The 14,519-nt window shown below is 71.3% G+C and carries 14 protein-coding genes; 5 read left to right on the top strand and 9 right to left on the bottom strand.

Going from position 1 to position 14,519, the window contains the following annotated elements:
* Nucleotides 1-43 precede the first annotated feature (43 nt).
* Nucleotides 44-1,150, bottom strand: coding sequence for an ABC transporter permease (locus OG589_RS04235; protein WP_405146332.1), 1,107 nt, complete (start codon nt 1,148-1,150; stop codon nt 44-46).
* A complete protein-coding gene (locus tag OG589_RS04240; RefSeq protein ID WP_405146334.1) occupies nt 1,125-2,738 on the bottom strand; it encodes an ABC transporter substrate-binding protein in 1,614 nt (537 codons plus the stop codon). Before OG589_RS04240 ends, OG589_RS04235 begins: the two co-directional genes overlap by 26 nt.
* Before the next feature lie 120 nt (nt 2,739-2,858).
* Between OG589_RS04240 and OG589_RS04245 the strand changes: the two genes are divergently transcribed.
* Entirely contained in the window at nt 2,859-3,503 is a 645-nt protein-coding gene (locus OG589_RS04245) for an Lrp/AsnC family transcriptional regulator (protein ID WP_405146336.1), read from the top strand.
* Nucleotides 3,504-3,632: 129 nt separating this feature from the next.
* On the opposite strand, the gene OG589_RS04250 is transcribed toward OG589_RS04245, so the two are convergent.
* The gene (locus OG589_RS04250; RefSeq protein WP_405146338.1) at nt 3,633-3,977 is read right to left on the bottom strand and encodes a hypothetical protein; all 345 of its coding nucleotides are present in this window, start codon (nt 3,975-3,977) and stop codon (nt 3,633-3,635) included.
* 181 nt (nt 3,978-4,158) lie between these two features.
* Here OG589_RS04250 and OG589_RS04255 point away from each other — a divergent pair, with 181 nt between their 5' ends.
* The 3 genes from OG589_RS04255 (at nt 4,159) to OG589_RS04265 (ending at nt 8,028) form a co-directional block, all read left to right on the top strand.
* Nucleotides 4,159-5,343 (top strand): acyl-CoA dehydrogenase family protein, encoded by a 1,185-nt coding sequence (locus OG589_RS04255; protein ID WP_405146340.1) that lies wholly within the window; start codon nt 4,159-4,161, stop codon nt 5,341-5,343.
* Nucleotides 5,340-6,404 (top strand): acyl-CoA dehydrogenase family protein, encoded by a 1,065-nt coding sequence (locus tag OG589_RS04260; RefSeq protein ID WP_405146341.1) that lies wholly within the window; start codon nt 5,340-5,342, stop codon nt 6,402-6,404. The genes OG589_RS04255 and OG589_RS04260 overlap by 4 nt, the downstream gene beginning before the upstream one ends.
* Before the next feature lie 88 nt (nt 6,405-6,492).
* Nucleotides 6,493-8,028 carry an AMP-binding protein gene (locus OG589_RS04265; RefSeq protein WP_405146343.1) on the top strand — a complete coding sequence of 512 codons (1,536 nt, stop codon included), beginning with the start codon at nt 6,493-6,495 and terminating at the stop codon, nt 8,026-8,028.
* A 64-nt stretch (nt 8,029-8,092) separates the two neighbouring features.
* Here OG589_RS04265 and OG589_RS04270 read toward each other — a convergent pair whose 3' ends face one another.
* Together OG589_RS04270 and OG589_RS04275 are read right to left on the bottom strand one after the other, a co-directional pair.
* Nucleotides 8,093-8,749 (bottom strand): SSI family serine proteinase inhibitor, encoded by a 657-nt coding sequence (locus OG589_RS04270; RefSeq protein WP_405146345.1) that lies wholly within the window; start codon nt 8,747-8,749, stop codon nt 8,093-8,095.
* 176 nt (nt 8,750-8,925) lie between these two features.
* Entirely contained in the window at nt 8,926-9,615 is a 690-nt protein-coding gene (locus OG589_RS04275; protein ID WP_405146346.1) for an SDR family NAD(P)-dependent oxidoreductase, read from the bottom strand.
* 206 nt (nt 9,616-9,821) lie between these two features.
* Here OG589_RS04275 and OG589_RS04280 point away from each other — a divergent pair, with 206 nt between their 5' ends.
* Complete coding sequence (locus tag OG589_RS04280) at nt 9,822-10,202, top strand: VOC family protein (protein WP_405146347.1); 381 nt, start codon at nt 9,822-9,824, stop codon at nt 10,200-10,202.
* 15 nt (nt 10,203-10,217) lie between these two features.
* On the opposite strand, the gene menC is transcribed toward OG589_RS04280, so the two are convergent.
* The 4 genes from menC to OG589_RS04300 are packed head-to-tail and all read right to left on the bottom strand — an operon-like array spanning nt 10,218 to nt 14,353.
* Entirely contained in the window at nt 10,218-11,324 is a 1,107-nt protein-coding gene (menC, locus tag OG589_RS04285; RefSeq protein WP_405146349.1) for an o-succinylbenzoate synthase, read from the bottom strand.
* Entirely contained in the window at nt 11,321-12,163 is an 843-nt protein-coding gene (locus tag OG589_RS04290) for a GNAT family N-acetyltransferase (protein WP_405146351.1), read from the bottom strand. Before OG589_RS04290 ends, menC begins: the two co-directional genes overlap by 4 nt.
* A gap of 22 nt (nt 12,164-12,185) precedes the next feature.
* Nucleotides 12,186-13,286: a M20/M25/M40 family metallo-hydrolase gene (locus tag OG589_RS04295; protein WP_405146352.1), complete on the bottom strand. Its 1,101-nt coding sequence runs from the start codon at nt 13,284-13,286 to the stop codon at nt 12,186-12,188.
* Nucleotides 13,286-14,353 (bottom strand): dipeptidase, encoded by a 1,068-nt coding sequence (locus OG589_RS04300; RefSeq protein ID WP_405146354.1) that lies wholly within the window; start codon nt 14,351-14,353, stop codon nt 13,286-13,288. The genes OG589_RS04295 and OG589_RS04300 overlap by 1 nt, the downstream gene beginning before the upstream one ends.
* Nucleotides 14,354-14,519: the final 166 nt, after the last annotated feature.

Here is a 14,519-nt window from a genome sequence, read left to right on the forward strand (position 1 = left end):
GCTCACGACGGTCTCACTCTCGGGTCGATGCCCGTGCACGGAGTCACGACAGTCTCACTCTCGGGTCGATGATCCCGTACAGGATGTCGACCACCAGGTTGATCAGGACGTACACGCCGCCGACCACCAGGCCGACGCCCATGACGGCGGGCAGGTCGAGGGTCGTGGCGCTCTTGTAGGCGTACTGGCCGATGCCGGGCCTGGCGAACACGGACTCGACCAGCACGGTGCCCGACAGCAGGCTGCCGAACGCCAGGCCGGCGACCGTGATGATCGGCACCAGCGCCGAGCGCAGCACGTACCGGAACAGGATGACGCGGCCCGGCAGGCCCTTGGCCCGCGCGGCGCGCACATAGTCCTGCCCGAGCACCTCCAGCACCGCCGAGCGCGTGAACCGGGTCAAAAGCCCGATGGTGTACGCGGCGAGCACGAGCGCGGGGGTGATCAGGTGGCCCACGGCCGAGGAGAACACGTCCCACTGCCCCGCGAGCGCGGCGTCGACCGTGTACAGGCCGGTGACGTCCGGCGGGGGGCTCATGTCGGGGGCGATGCGCCCGCTGCCCGGGGTGATCTGGAGGCGGAAGAAGAACACGTAGAACGCCACCAGCGCGAGCCAGAACGTCGGCACGGAGATGCCGATGAGGCTCGTCACGCGCAGGATCTGGTCCGACAGCCGGTCGCGGCGCAGCGCGGCGACGACGCCGAACGCGACGCCCGCGATCAGCGAGATCACGATCGCCCCGCCGGCCAGCTCGATCGTGGAGGGGACGAACTCCGCCAGGTCGGTCAGGACGGCCCGATGGCTCTGCTGGCTCATGCCGAGGTCGCCCTGGACGAGCCCGCCGAGGTACGTCAGGTACTGCGCGGGCAGCGGCTTGTCCAGGCCGTGCTCGGCGCGGAACTGCGCCACGATCGCCGGGTCGCCCAGCGCGCGCTGGCCGAGGTTGGCCGTCACGGGGTCGCCCGGCACGAGGTTGGTCAGGACGAACGTGACCAGCGTGATCCCGAAGCCGAGCAGCACCGCGGCGGCGATCCTGCGGAGCAGGAACCGCGCCAGCGGATGCCGCAGCCCCCTTACACCCGTGCGGGCGGCACGGCGCGGAGCCGTGCCGCCCGCCGAGGCGTCACTTGGCGCCGAGGGCTGCGACATCGACCGTCCACACCGGGTGGAACGCGAGGCCGGTGACGGAGGCGGCCGTCACGATGTTCTGGCTGGGCTGGACCAGCGGGACGAACGGCCCCGACGCGTTGAGCGTGTTCTGGATGTCGACGTACATCTGCTTGCGCGCGTCGTCGCCGATGGTCGTCGCGGCCTTGTCGCCCGCGGCCTCCAGCTCCTTGTCGGCGCCCGCCTTCCAGCCGGCGCGCAGGCCGACCGTCTTGCCGGGGAGGAAGGCCAGGTAGTCGGTCGGGTCCGGGTAGTCCGGGCCCCAGTACCACAGGCCGAGCTCCTCCTTGCCGTTGCGGTAGTTGTCGAGCGCGGTCGCCACCGGGGCGGGGGCCAGCTCGACGGTGATGCCGACCTCCTTGAGGTTGGCCTGGATGCGCTCGGCGAAGGGCTGGAACGACAGGCCCTGGAGCGTGATGTCGCTCGGGTACTCCAGCTTGACGCTCGGGTTGCTCACGCCGCTGGCCGCGAGGGCCGCCTTGGCGCCCTCCACGTCCCGCTTGACGGCCTGGTCGGCGGGCAGCGCGCCCAGCAGCATCGTCGGGATCACGCCCGGCGCCTGGACCGAGCCCTCGCCGGCGAGCTCCAGCAGGCCCTGGTAGTCGACGCCCTTGCGGATGGCCTCGACGACCTTGGGGTTGTTCGTCACCTTGCTGACGCCCGGGTCCTGGTTGGCGAGCATGAAGACCACGTTCGCCGAGGCGGTCTTGGTGGTCTGCATGTCTCCGGCGACGCCCTTGATCTGGTCACCGGACAGGTCCAGGGCCACCTGGCTGTCACCCCGCTGCACGTTCAGCTTCTGGGTGGCGGACTCGACGTTGCGCAGCACGACCTTGGTGTACACGGGCTTCTTCGCGCCCCAGTACTTGGCGTTGGCCTTCAGCACCACCCGCGACTGGGCGTTGAAGGACTCCAGCTCGTACGGCCCGGAGCCGGCGGAGGCGCCGTTGAGGTACTGCTCGGCCTTGTCGGAGGTGTCGGCCGTGCCGCCGTGCTCCTTGACGACCTTGGAGTTCACGATGCCGAGGGCGGGGTTCGGGAGGATGAACGGCAGCGCCGGGTTGGCGGTCTTGGAGGTCAGCGTGACGGTCGTCTCGTCGGTCTTGGCCACCTCGACCCCGTCGAGCAGGAAGGACGGGTTGCCCTTCAGGTCGCGCACCCGGTCGAGCGAGAAGACGACGTCGTCGGCGGTGACCGGGGAGCCGTCGGAGAAGGTGGCGCCCTGCTTGAGCTTCAGCGTGAGCGTCTTGCCGTCGGCGGACTGCTCGTACGACTCGGCGAGGGAGGGCACCGGCTTGGTGACGTCGGAGCCCTCGAAGGTCAGCAGGGTGTCGTAGAGCGCCTTGCCGATGAGCAGCCCGGTCGGCTCGTAGTTGCGGCCGGGGTCCGCGGTCTTGAGGGTGAAGGAGGCGTCCATCACCAGGGTCTTGCTCGCGCCGCCGCTCTGCGACGACGTGGTGGGCGTGCTGCCACCGGAGCAGGCGGCGAGGGAGAGCGCGCCGGTGAGCAGTACCGGCAGCAGAGCCGCCTTCGCCTGCCATGCCGTACGGCGCCGCGGACGGGTCGCCATTCTGTGTCCTCCGGAATTGGTGCTATGTAGACGATTGTTAGCGTGTCGTCCAGGATTGTCCGATGGAACGTCCAGCTCATGGCGGGAAGCCGAGACGGATATGACGCTTAGGAACAAGGTATGACCGAAATGTCAGGCTCGCCGTCGCCCGGGACCGGGGTCCCTGGACGGATCGGCATCGGCCTCCAGCTCGACTCGACGCACATGAAGATCCTGGAGGTCCTGCGGGAGAACGGCCGCATCTCGGTCGCGGCGCTGGCCGAGCGGGTCGGGATCTCCCGGGCGAGCGCCTACACCAGGTTCGAGGCGCTGCGCGCGGACGGTGTGATCAAGAGGTTCACCGCCGAGGTCGACCACCTGCGGGCCGGTCTCGGGATCACCGCGCTGGTGTTCGTGACCGTGCGGCAGCAGATGTGGAAGCAGTTCCGCGCCCAGCTCGCGCAGATGCCCGAGGTGGAGTACTGCGCGATCACCACCGGGCAGCACGACGCGATGATCCAGGTCAGGATGGCCGACGTCGCGGCGGTGCACGCGCTGGTGACCGAGCGCCTGGCGAGCATCCCCGCCGTCAAGGCCACCGAGACGGTCTTCATCCTGGACGAGGTGCTCAAGCGGCCGTACGTGCTGCCCTCCGACCGCCGCCCCGGGCAGGCGCCCCGCAGACCGCCCGCCGCCGAACCCCCGCCCCCGCCGAACGTACCCCTCGGCAAGATGCGCTTCGTCGGCGCCGCCGAAGGGCGCGCCGACATGCACAAGGACACCTGACCCCGGGACGTCTGGCCGGCCGCCCCCGACCCCCGCCCCGCTATGGGCGGTTTGCTTCCGGCGCCGGACGGTGGGTCGTGGTGCGGCGATGACGGCGCCGCCGTACGGCGGTTCGGCTGGGAGATCTGATCAGACCTCTTCGCAGACGCTGGTCTGGGGGGTGCCGTCGCCGTCGAAGGTGAACTGCTCCACCAGGCGGAGGCGGCCGTCGGGAAGTGGCTCGATGCGGCTGTCGCTGCGTCCGGAGGCGCGGCCGCCCGCCTTGAGCCCGTGGACGTACATGATCTCGATGCGGTCGTCGTCCCTGGTGCCCACGAACCGGCCGTGGGTCACGGTGTCGCCGGTGTAGCTGCCCCAGATGAGACCGTCCGCCTCCTCGTAGGCGAACCGCGTGGGATCGACGGCGTTCACCTCGCTCGCCGTCGAGCTGATCATGATGAAAGTGCGGCCGTTGAGAAGATTCCTGTCGCTCACGGCTCCGCATCGTGCCCATTCCCGGACCCCCGTGCCGCCCCGGCTGGACGTTTCGCTCACTACTCCGGGAGTGGCGTGGTGATCCGTCTTCGCTCACCGGCCGAACAGAGGGATGATCTGTACGCCCGATTCGCCGCTGGTTAGAGTAAGTGCTCACTGATGCCCAGGCGGTGGAGTGAACATGGACCTTGAGGAGTACCAGCGGCGCGCCAGGAGCTGGCTCGCGGCCAACGCCCCCGGAGCCCGGGCCGAGGGCGCCTCGGACGAGGACGGTCTCGCCTCCGCGAGGGATTTCATGGCCCGGCTCCACGACGCGGGCTACTCCGGCATCACCTGGCCCGCCGAGTGGGGCGGCCAGGGCCTCACCCAGGCCGAGGAACGCGCCTTCGCCACCGAGGCGGGCGGGGTCACGCTGCCGACCTACGTGTTCTCGATCGGACTCGGCATGTGCGGTCCCACGCTGGTCGACCTCGGCACCCCTGAGCAGAAGGCCCGCCACATCAGGAGGATCCTGCGCGGCGAGGAGATCTGGTGCCAGCTGTTCTCCGAGCCCGGCGCGGGCAGCGACGTGGCGAGCCTCCAGACCCGGGCCGCCCCCGCCGATGACGGCGGCTGGATCGTCAACGGCCAGAAGGTCTGGACCTCGGTCGCCCAGCACGCCGACTTCGGCCTGCTGCTCACGCGCACCGACGTCGACGTGCCCAAGCACAAGGGCCTGACGATGCTCATCGTCGACATGCGCGCTCCCGGCGTGACCGTACGGCCGCTGAAGGACATGACCGGGCACGCCCACTTCAACGAGATCTTCTTCGACGACGTGCACATCGCCCCGGGGAACGTCATCGGCGAGGTCAACGACGGCTGGAGCTGCGCGGTCACCACGCTCCTGCACGAGCGGCTGTCGATCTCCAGCGGGGTCGGCATGAGCGGCCAGCGCGACAATCCGGCGTCGTTCGAGAGCCTGCGGAAGATCGTCGACGCCGCCGACCCCCTGGTGCGCGACCGGCTCGTCGAGCTCCACATCAGGAGCCGCGCGCTCGCGCTGTTCAACGCCAAGCTGTCGCAGGAGACCAAGGCCGGCGTCTTCCCGGGTGCGCGGGGCAGCGCCGCCAAGCTCCTGCTCGCCGAGCTCGTCAACTTCCAGGCCGACCTCGCCGTCTCGCTCGCCGGCCCGGAGGCCGTCGCGTACGAGGGCGAGGGCGGACTGGCCGGCGCGATCGCCCTCGCCCCGGCCATGTCCCTCGGCGGGGGCACCAACGAGATCATGCGCAACATCATCGGAGACCGGGTGCTCGACCTGCCCCCCGAGCCGCGGGTCGACAAGAAGGTGCCCTTCAAGGACCTGAAAGTGGGTACGCAGGCATGAGGCTCGTCCTGTCCGCCGAGCAGAGCGAGCTCCGCGCCGCCGTCCGGTCCTTCCTCGGCGCGGTCTCCCCGCTCGCCAAGGTCCGCCAGGACGTCGAGACCACCGACGGCTACGACCGGGCGGTCTACCGGAGGCTCAACGGTGAGCTCGGGCTGGCGGGCCTGATCGTCCCCGAGGAGCACGGCGGCGCGGGGGCCGGGCACGCCGACCTGGCCGTGGTCCTGGAGGAGACCGGTGCCGCGCTCCTGCCCGGACCGCTGCTCGCCACCGTGTTCGCCACCATCGTCCTCACCGAGCTCGCCGGCGCCGAGGACCTGCTCGCGGGCATCGCCGCCGGGACCACGGTGGCCACCCTCGCGCCGCTCCCCGGCAACCCCGGCGGCGTCACCGTGTCGGGCGGCACGCTGCGCGGCGAGGTCCCTGTGGTGCTCAACGGCGCCGACGCGGACCTCATCCTGGTCATCACGGGCGACCACGACGCGGTGTACGCGGTGGAGCCGGGCGCCCCGGGCGTCGGCCGTACGCCGCTGACGACGCTCGACCTCACGCGCCGCCAGGCCCGCGTGACCTTCGACGGCGCTCCCGGCCGGCTCGTCGGCGGCGGGGAGGCCGCCGCACGGGGGCTCGCACGGGCCTTCGACCTGATCTCCGTGGCGCTCGCGGCCGAGCAGCTCGGCGTGCTGCGCGCGGGACTCGGCGCGATCGTGGCCTACAGCAAGATCCGGATGGCGTTCGGCCGCCAGATCGGCTCGTACCAGGCGGTCAAGCACAAGCTGGCCGACATGCACTGCAAGCTGGAGCAGGCCGACGCGATCGTGCGTTACGCCGCCTGGGCCGCCGACGAGGCCCCGGGCGAGCTGCCGGAGGCCGCCGCGCTGGCCCAGGCGTACGCCGGGCGCGCCTGCTTCGAGGTGGCGCGCGACCAGCTCCTGCTGCACGGCGGCATCGGTTTCACCTGGGAACACGATGCGCATCTCTATTACAAACGGGCCAAGAGCGACGAGGTCCTTCTCGGTCCGCCCAGAACCCACCGCGCCCGCCTCGCCGACCTCGTCATCTGACCGCCTCCGGCCCGTACCCGCGACCTGCTGACCAGACCGACCTCGACGACCCCGTGATCCGATCCGCCCCGCGATCGAGGAGTGCTGCATGGACATCAGCGAGCTGCCCGGTTTCTACAGGATCGCCGAGGCCGACCCCGGCCGCACGGCGGTGATCGGCGCCGACGGGTCGGTCACCACGTACGGCGAGCTGCTCGGCCGTGTCAACCAGGTGTCGAACGGGCTGCGGGCGCGCGGGCTGGGCAAAGGCGACGTGGTCGCGGGCGTGCTGCCCAACGGGATCGACGCCGTGATCATGCTGCTGGCCACCGGTCAGATCGGCCTGTACTACGTGCCCGTCAACTGGCATCTCACCGCCGCCGAGATCGCGTACATCCTCGGCGACTGCGACGCAGGGATCATCGTCTACGGGGAGATCGACGGGATGCCCGCCGGCACCGTGAAGGAGGCCCGCGCGTCGGCAGGGATCCTCGAGGAGGCGACGTTCGCCGGGCACGCCGCTCTGGCCGAGGGACAGTCGCCCGGCGCGCCGGAGAACCGCTCCAACGGGTCGGTCATGTGGTACACCTCCGGTACGACGGGGTTCCCGAAGGGCGTGCAGCGGTCGCTGTCGACCTCCACGCCGGAGGACACCGCGCCGCTGACCGCGTGGTTCGCGGGCGAGGTGTGCGACCTGCGTCCCGGTGACGGCGTCCACCTGGTCACCTCGCCGATCTACCACTCCTCGCCGTGCGCGCACACCATGCTCGCGCTCAACCTCGGGCACACCATCGTGATCACCCCGAGGTTCGACCCGGTGAACATCCTCGAACTGGTCGAGAAGCACCGTGTGACCAACGCGATGATGGTCCCCACGATGTTCCACCGGATGCTCCGGCTCCCCGCCGAGGTCAAGGAGAGGTACGACGTCTCGTCACTCCGGCAGGTGATCCACACCGGCGCGGCCTGCCCCGTCGCCGTCAAGAAGGGGATCATGGAGTGGTGGGGGCCGGTGCTCTACGAGTACTACGGCTCCACCGAGTCGACCATCGCCTTCTACGTCAAGCCGCACGACTGGCTCGCCCGTCCCGGCACCGTCGGCCGCCCCGCGCCCACGTTCGAGGCCAGGATCCTCGACGAGAGCGGCGCCGTGCTGCCCCCGGGGGAGCCCGGCATGGTGTACGTCAAGTCGTCCCTTGGGTCCTTCCAGTACCGCAAGGACCCCGGCAAGACGGCCGCGAGCAAGCGGGGCGAGTGGTACGCGCCGGGCGACATCGGCTACCTCGACGAGGACGGCTACCTGTTCCTGTGCGACCGCCGCACCGATCTGATCATCTCGGGCGGGGTCAACATCTACCCCGCCGAGATCGAGGCCGCGCTGCTGGAACATCCGATCGTGGCCGACGTCGCCGTGATCGGCGTCCCGGACGAGGAGTGGGGCCACAAGGTGGTCGCGCTGGTCCAGCCGGTCCCGGGCGCCCGTACAGGCCCGGAGCTGACCGCCGAGCTGCTCGCGCACTGCGAACCGCGCATCGCCCGCTTCAAGCACCCGCGCGTCATCGAATACCGCGACGAACTGCCCCGCACCCCGACGGGCAAGCTCTCCCGCCACAGGCTCCGGGAGGACTACCTCCGCACGAGTTGAGCGGCCGTCGGACGACGAGGGCCCCGACCGCCGGCCGGGACCCTCGTGTACGGCGTGCGCGCTGTCAGAACTGGTAGACCGAACCTGTGGCGGCTCGCAGGACGCACGGGTTGGAGTAGGTGTGGCGCACCGTGATATGGCGACCGTCCCAGCTGCCGACGGCGGTGACCGTCACGGGATCGTAGATCCTCGTGCAGTGGATCCCCGGCGACACGTTCAACGCGGCCGGATTGCCACCGACCACGGCGAGCGTACGGCAGGCGCTCACCGGCGAGGGGTGTGTCCCACCGGGAGGCGTGCATCGCAGGGTCACGATGCGGTCGGCCGGAAACGGTGTGGCACCGCGGCGCTTGCTCAGGACCAGAATCCGGGTGCGCGGGGCCGGCACCGGCCCGATGTGGGGTCCCGGCGGAGGCCCGATGTGGGGACCCGGTCCCGGTGGCGGTCCGGTGTGAGGTCCGGGAGGTGGTCCGGTGTGAGGTCCGGGAGGTGGCCCGGTGTGAGGTCCCGGCGGTGGTGTCGGTATCGGCCAGATGTTGGGCGCCGGCAGTGGTGTCGGCTCGACCCCGGGCTGGTCCCCCAGGCTGGGCGCGCCGGGTGGTGGCTCCCAGGCCGAAGAGGCGCCGGCCGCCGATCCGGCGGCGACAGCCGTACCGAGGGCCAGGGCCAGACAGCTCAGGCCAGTGAAAAGACGTCGCAAGTGAATCCCCCGATCACGCATGACGATGAGCGAACCACAGCCTCCCGCGCTCACCCGCTCGGGACAGTGACCGACGCTCTGATCACATGCTTTCTATGCGATTTCTCGACCCCCGCCGCCGTACACGCGTGATCCGTTTCCGGTCACGGGGGTGATCGAGCAGGATCCGTGCGAGATCGCGGCGGCGCGTCGCCGGGCTACCAGGGGATGGGGCCCTCCTCCGAGCTGAACGTGCCCGTCGGGCCGCCGGCGCCGAGGGTCGCCATTCGTAGTGCCACCGCCGCGCCCTCGGCCGCCATGCGGGTCCCGGTGTGGCCGGTGAGGTCGGTGGCGCAGTGGCCGGGATCGACGGCGTTGACCAGGATCCCGGACTCGCGCAGCTCGTTGGCGTAGAGCACGGTGATCGCGTTGAGCGCGCTCTTCGCCGAGTTGTAGGCCAGCATCGGCCACTCGGCGTTGAGGTCGTCCGCGGCGGAGGTGAGGCCGATCGAGGCCAGCCGGGTCGTCATGTTGACGACCCTGGCGTCGCCGGACGCCCGGAGCAGCGGGATCATCGCGTGGGTGACCGCGACGACCCCGAAGACGCACACCTCGTAGGTGACCCGCATATGCTCGGCCGTCACCTCCGCCGGAGCCACGCCGAAGTCGCCGCAGAGCGCAGCGTTGTTGACCAGTATGTCCAGCCGCCCGAACTCCTCGCCGATGGTCTTGGCCGCGCTCGCGACCTGCCCCCCGTCGGTGACGTCGAGCAGCACGGGGCGGGTGCCTTCGGGAGCGTGGCTCTCGTTGCGGACCCCGGCGAACACGGTCATGCCGTGCTCGACGAGCTGCCGGGCGATCTCCCGGCCGATGCCCCGTCCGGCCCCGGTAACCAGTGCGATCTTCACAGGCTGTTCTCCTTCTGTCGAGGTCGCACAGTCTGAGCGCAGCGTCTTGGAGTTGGCTTGTAGATCAATGTCCACGGCCGGGGCCGGCGCCCCCGTGCGGGGCGGGACACGCACGAGGTGGAGCTGGAACTCGCCCACCATGCCGGCCAGATGTTGTCAGTGCCCTTGGCTAGGCTCGGCCCCGTCCTTTCGACCTTGGAGGCAACGTGACCGGGCGGCCACGAATGACGCTGTCGGGCGTCGTGCTCGACTCACTCGACCCACATGAGCTGGCGGCCTTCTACCGCCGGCTCCTTGGATGGGAGGTGCAGCAGGACGAGCCCGACTGGGTGAAGCTCGCCGCGCCCGACGGCGGGCCGGGGCTGTCGTTCCAGGCGGAGACGGCCTACGTCAGGCCGGCCTGGCCCGCCGGCCCCGGCGACCAGCAGATGATGGTCCACCTCGACATCCTGGTCGACGATCTCGACGTCGCGGGAGCTCACGCGGTGGCCGCGGGCGCGACCCTCGCGGAGTTCCAGCCGCAGGACGACGTGCGGGTCTACCTCGACCCCGCCGGGCACCCGTTCTGCCTGTTCGTGTCCGAATAAGGGCCGCTGAGCCGGTCAGGCGGGGATCCACTCCTTGGAGATGGTGACCTTGTCCAGGATGTCCGGGATGGGGTCCACGCCGAGGCCGGGGCCGGTGGGGACGGGCAGGTGGCCGTCCTGGAGGGTGAACGGCTCGGTGATGTCGGTCGCGTAGTAGCGGCTGGACCCCGAGGTGTCGCCGGGAAGGGTGAAGCCGGGCAGCGCGGCCAGCGCGACGTTGGCGGCCCGGCCGAGGCCGGTCTCCAGCATGCCGCCGCACCACACCGAGACCCCGTGCGCCCGGCACAGGTCGTGGATGCGCCGCGCCTCGATGTACCCGCCCACCCGGCCGGGCTTGACGTTGATGATGGAGCACGACCCGAGCGAGATCGCGGCGGCGGCGTGCGCGGCCGACTCGATCGACTCGTCCAGGCACACCGGAGTCCTCAGCCGCTTGGCGAGGGCAGCGTGCTGCACCAGGTCGTCGTCGGCCAGCGGCTGCTCGATCAGCAGCAGGCCGTAGTCGTCGAGCCTCGCCAGATGCGGAGCGTCCACCAGGGTGTAGGCCGCGTTGGCGTCCACCTGCAGCGGCAGGTCGTCGCCGAAGCGCTCCCGCACCGCGCGCACGGGCGCCACGTCCCACCCGGGCTGGATCTTGATCTTCACCCGGATGTAGCCCTCGTCCAGGTAGCCGGCCACCGCGTCGAGCAGCTGCGGGATCGAGTCCATGATGCCGACCGACACCCCGCAGGGCACCCGGTCGCGGGAGGCGCCGAGGAAGCCGCCGAACGACCTGCCGGCCGCGCGCAGCTCGGCGTCGAGCACGGCGGTCTCCAGCGCCGCCTTGGCCATCCGGTGGCCCTTGAAGGGCTCGAGCGTCCGCCCCACGGCGTACGCGTCCAGGCTCGGCAGGGCGGTCAGCGCGGGGATCAGGAAGCGGCGCATCACCTCGGCGGCGCCGTCGACGTACTCCGAGGAGTACAGGGGCTCGGACATCGCCACGCACTCGCCCCACCCCTCGGCCTCGGGGGTGACCACCCTGACCAGCAGCACGTCCCGCTCGGTCTCGGTGCCGAACGAGGTACGGAACGGCGCGACCAGCGGCATCGCGATCCTGCGCAGCTCGACACCGGTGATCTTCACGCTCGCTCCAGGATGTAGTGGCCGTCGGTGGTGAAACCGGTGACGCGCGCCCCGCCGTCGATCAGCCCCCCGAGCACGTCGCGCATCGCGTGGCGCCACGCCTTGGCGGCGGCCGGGTCGGCCGGCCGGAGCCCCTCGATGTCCTCGGGCGTGCCGACCAGGAGCACCTGGCCGTCCTCGCGCCCGACGGCGGGACGATCGCCTTTGGCGGACAGCGCGACCACGGCCCCCTCCGGGGGCCGCGCCGGACGTGCCGTGCGCGCGCACGCCGCCAGCACGTGCGGCTCGGTCAGCCGCCACACCGCCAGCAGCCGGTCGGACTCGTCACCGGCGTTGATCACGTCCTCCATGGCCCCGTAGAAGCACGGAAGGTACTGCTCGGGGCGGGCGCCGAGCTTGGCGATGTTGAAGTAGGCGTTGCGGCGCACCAGTGGATCATAGGTCCAGGAGATCTGGCCGAGCCCCCGCGACAGCGCCCAGGCGCGCTGGTGGAGTTTCAGGGCGAACCCGATGCCGCGCCCCATCAGGCTGCCGGTGACATGGGAGTGCAGGGCGGTGCCGGGGGGACCGGCGAGGAAGCCGACGCTCGCGCCGACCAGCGTGGCGCCCTCGAAGGCCCCCGCCACGTAGTTGCCGCTGTGGGACAGCGCGCGCATCAGCTCCACGCTCATCGGGACGTTCACCGGCTCCGGATGCCAGATCTCGTCGTACAGCCGGTAGACCAGCTCGAACTCGGGGATCTCGTGAAGCTCGCGCACCTCCACCCCGCAGTGCCGGGCGGCGGCCCGCCACTGCCCGTCGGCCGCCTCCGCGAGCGACGCCGGGGCCGCCGGGGTCACAGCCCGCTCCCGCGCCGGCCTGTCACCGCCGGCCTTTCAGGATCAAATGGACCAGCCTGGCCAGCAGGGCCGCCCGGCGGGGCATCTCCTCGACGATCACGTGCTCGTGCGCCGCGTGGGCCCCGCCGCCCACCGCGCCGAGGCCGTCCAGCGTGGGGCACCCGATGCCGGCCGTGAAGTTGCCGTCCGAGCCGCCGCCCACGGCCACACCGCGCAGCGGGCCGATCCCCAGCTCGGCGGCGGCCTGCTCGGCCAGCTTGAACAGGGCGGACGAGGAGGCGGCGTCCATCGGCGGCCGGTTCGGCCCGCCCGTCACCGTGAGGCGCGTGCCGGGCAGCCTCGGCGCCAGCGCGCGCATCCGCTCGTCCACGCGGGACTGCGCCGCCTGCTCGGCCGCGCGCACGTCCACGGCGACGGCCGCCTCCGCCGGCACGGTGTTGGTGCTGGTGCCCGCGCTCATCACGGTCGGGGTCACGGTCGTCGAGCCGTCCGGGCCGGACATCGCCGCGATGGCGAGCACCTGGTGGGCCAGCTCGACCCCGGCGTTCGCCCCCTTCTCGGGTTCCAGGCCCGCGTGGGCCGCCATGCCGTGCACGGCCACCTCGTACCGGGAGACGCCCTTGCGCGCGGTCTTAAGCGCGCCGCCGTCCGCGCTCGCCTCAAGGACGAGCGCGGCCGCGCAGTCCCGGGCGCTCTGCTCGATGAGCGCTCGCGAGGTGGGCGAGCCCAGCTCCTCGTCGCCCGTCACCAGCACGCACACCCCGTCCACCGACGCGAGCGAGCGCAGTGCGTGGAACATCTGGACCAGGCCGGCCTTCATGTCGAACACCCCCGGCCCCCGGGCGACACCGCCGGTGACCGCCCACGGGTGCGCGCGCAGCGACCCGATCGGCCAGACGGTGTCGTGGTGGCCGAGGAGCAGGACGCGTGGCGTGCCGAAGCTCCAGCGCAGGTGCGTGACCCCGCCGAGCACGATCGGCTCGGGCGGCACGCCGAGATGCCGGGCGCCGAGAGCGGCGACCACCGAGGCGCTGGCGGCGACCGCGTCGTGGTCGGAGGAGAAGGACTCGCGCAGGACGAGCTCCTCCAGGTCGTCCAGCATGACCGGAAGGTCGCCGGGCATCACCTGACGAGCCCTGGCTCGGCGATCTCCGGCGCGGGCCGTCCCAGTTCCGAGCGGAACAGCCGCATCACGTTGCCGCCGAGGATCTTGCGGATGTCCTGCTCGTCCAGGCCGCGCTTGAGCAGCTGCTCGGTGACCAGGGGCATGCCGCCCGGCCCGTCGAGCCCGGGAATGGCCGCCCGAGAGTCGATGCCGCTGGGGCTGAACCCCTCGCAGCAGGGCGGGGTGAGGTCGACCATGACCTCCCTCATGAAGTCCGGCCCGAGGCCGACGTGGTCGAGGCCGGCGACGTCTGCGATGTGCAGGATGTGGTCGGCCAGCCGTTCCACCGTGTAGTCCTCGGGCTTCTCCGACAGGAACGCCGCGAGGAAGTTCACGCAGACGACGCCGCCGCCCGCGGCGACCGCGCGCAGCTGCTCGTCGGTGAGGTTGCGGTGGTGGTCGCGCAGGGCCCGCGCCGAGGAGTGCGTCGCGATGACCGGCCGTGTGGCGATCTCCAGCACGTGCGCCACGCCCGACGCTCCCAGGTGGGAGATGTCGAAGATCATGCCGAGCCGTTCCATCTCCTGGAGGGCCGCGACGCCGTACGCGGTGAGACGGCTGCCGGTGGCGTCCTCCCCGCTGCCGTCGGCGAGCGGGGTGCGTCCCCAGTGGGCGATGGAGGCGACGCGGACGCCCAGCCGGAACAGGGTGGGAAGCAGCTCCACGCTCGCGTCCAGGCCCGGCATGCTCTCAAGGGCGATGACCAGGGCGATCCTGCCGAGGGCGAGCGCCTCGTCGACCTGCTGCCCGTCGTAGCAGATGCTGACCTCGCCGGGGTTGCCCTCGGCCAGCACGTGGGCGCACTCGATCATCCGCAGGGTCTGGCGGAGCGCGCCCTCCGGGCGGTACTGGCTGTCGATGAAGACCGGCAGGACCTGCACGTCGACGCCGCCCTCGCGGAGCTGGGGCAGCCACCGCTCCCGGAAGAACGACGCCCACATCTCCGGCGGCCTCGCCGAGACCGCCATCAGGAGGTCGTTGTGGGTGTCTGCCACGATCGCGTCCTGATGCAGGTCTGCGAACACGTACGGGCTCCTCTCGCCGCGGACCTCGCCAGCGGTCCTTCCCACGCGTCAGGCCCGCGACGCGGAAGTCGGCCGTCCGGAAGGGGCACCTTGTTCACCCCGAGTGTCCGGTTTCATCCGACCGTATACGCACGCGGTGCAAATCGAAATCCAAGGCGCCAGGTCC

This window comes from Sphaerisporangium sp. NBC_01403 (genome assembly GCF_045040145.1).
Classification (GTDB): domain Bacteria; phylum Actinomycetota; class Actinomycetes; order Streptosporangiales; family Streptosporangiaceae; genus Sphaerisporangium; species Sphaerisporangium viridialbum.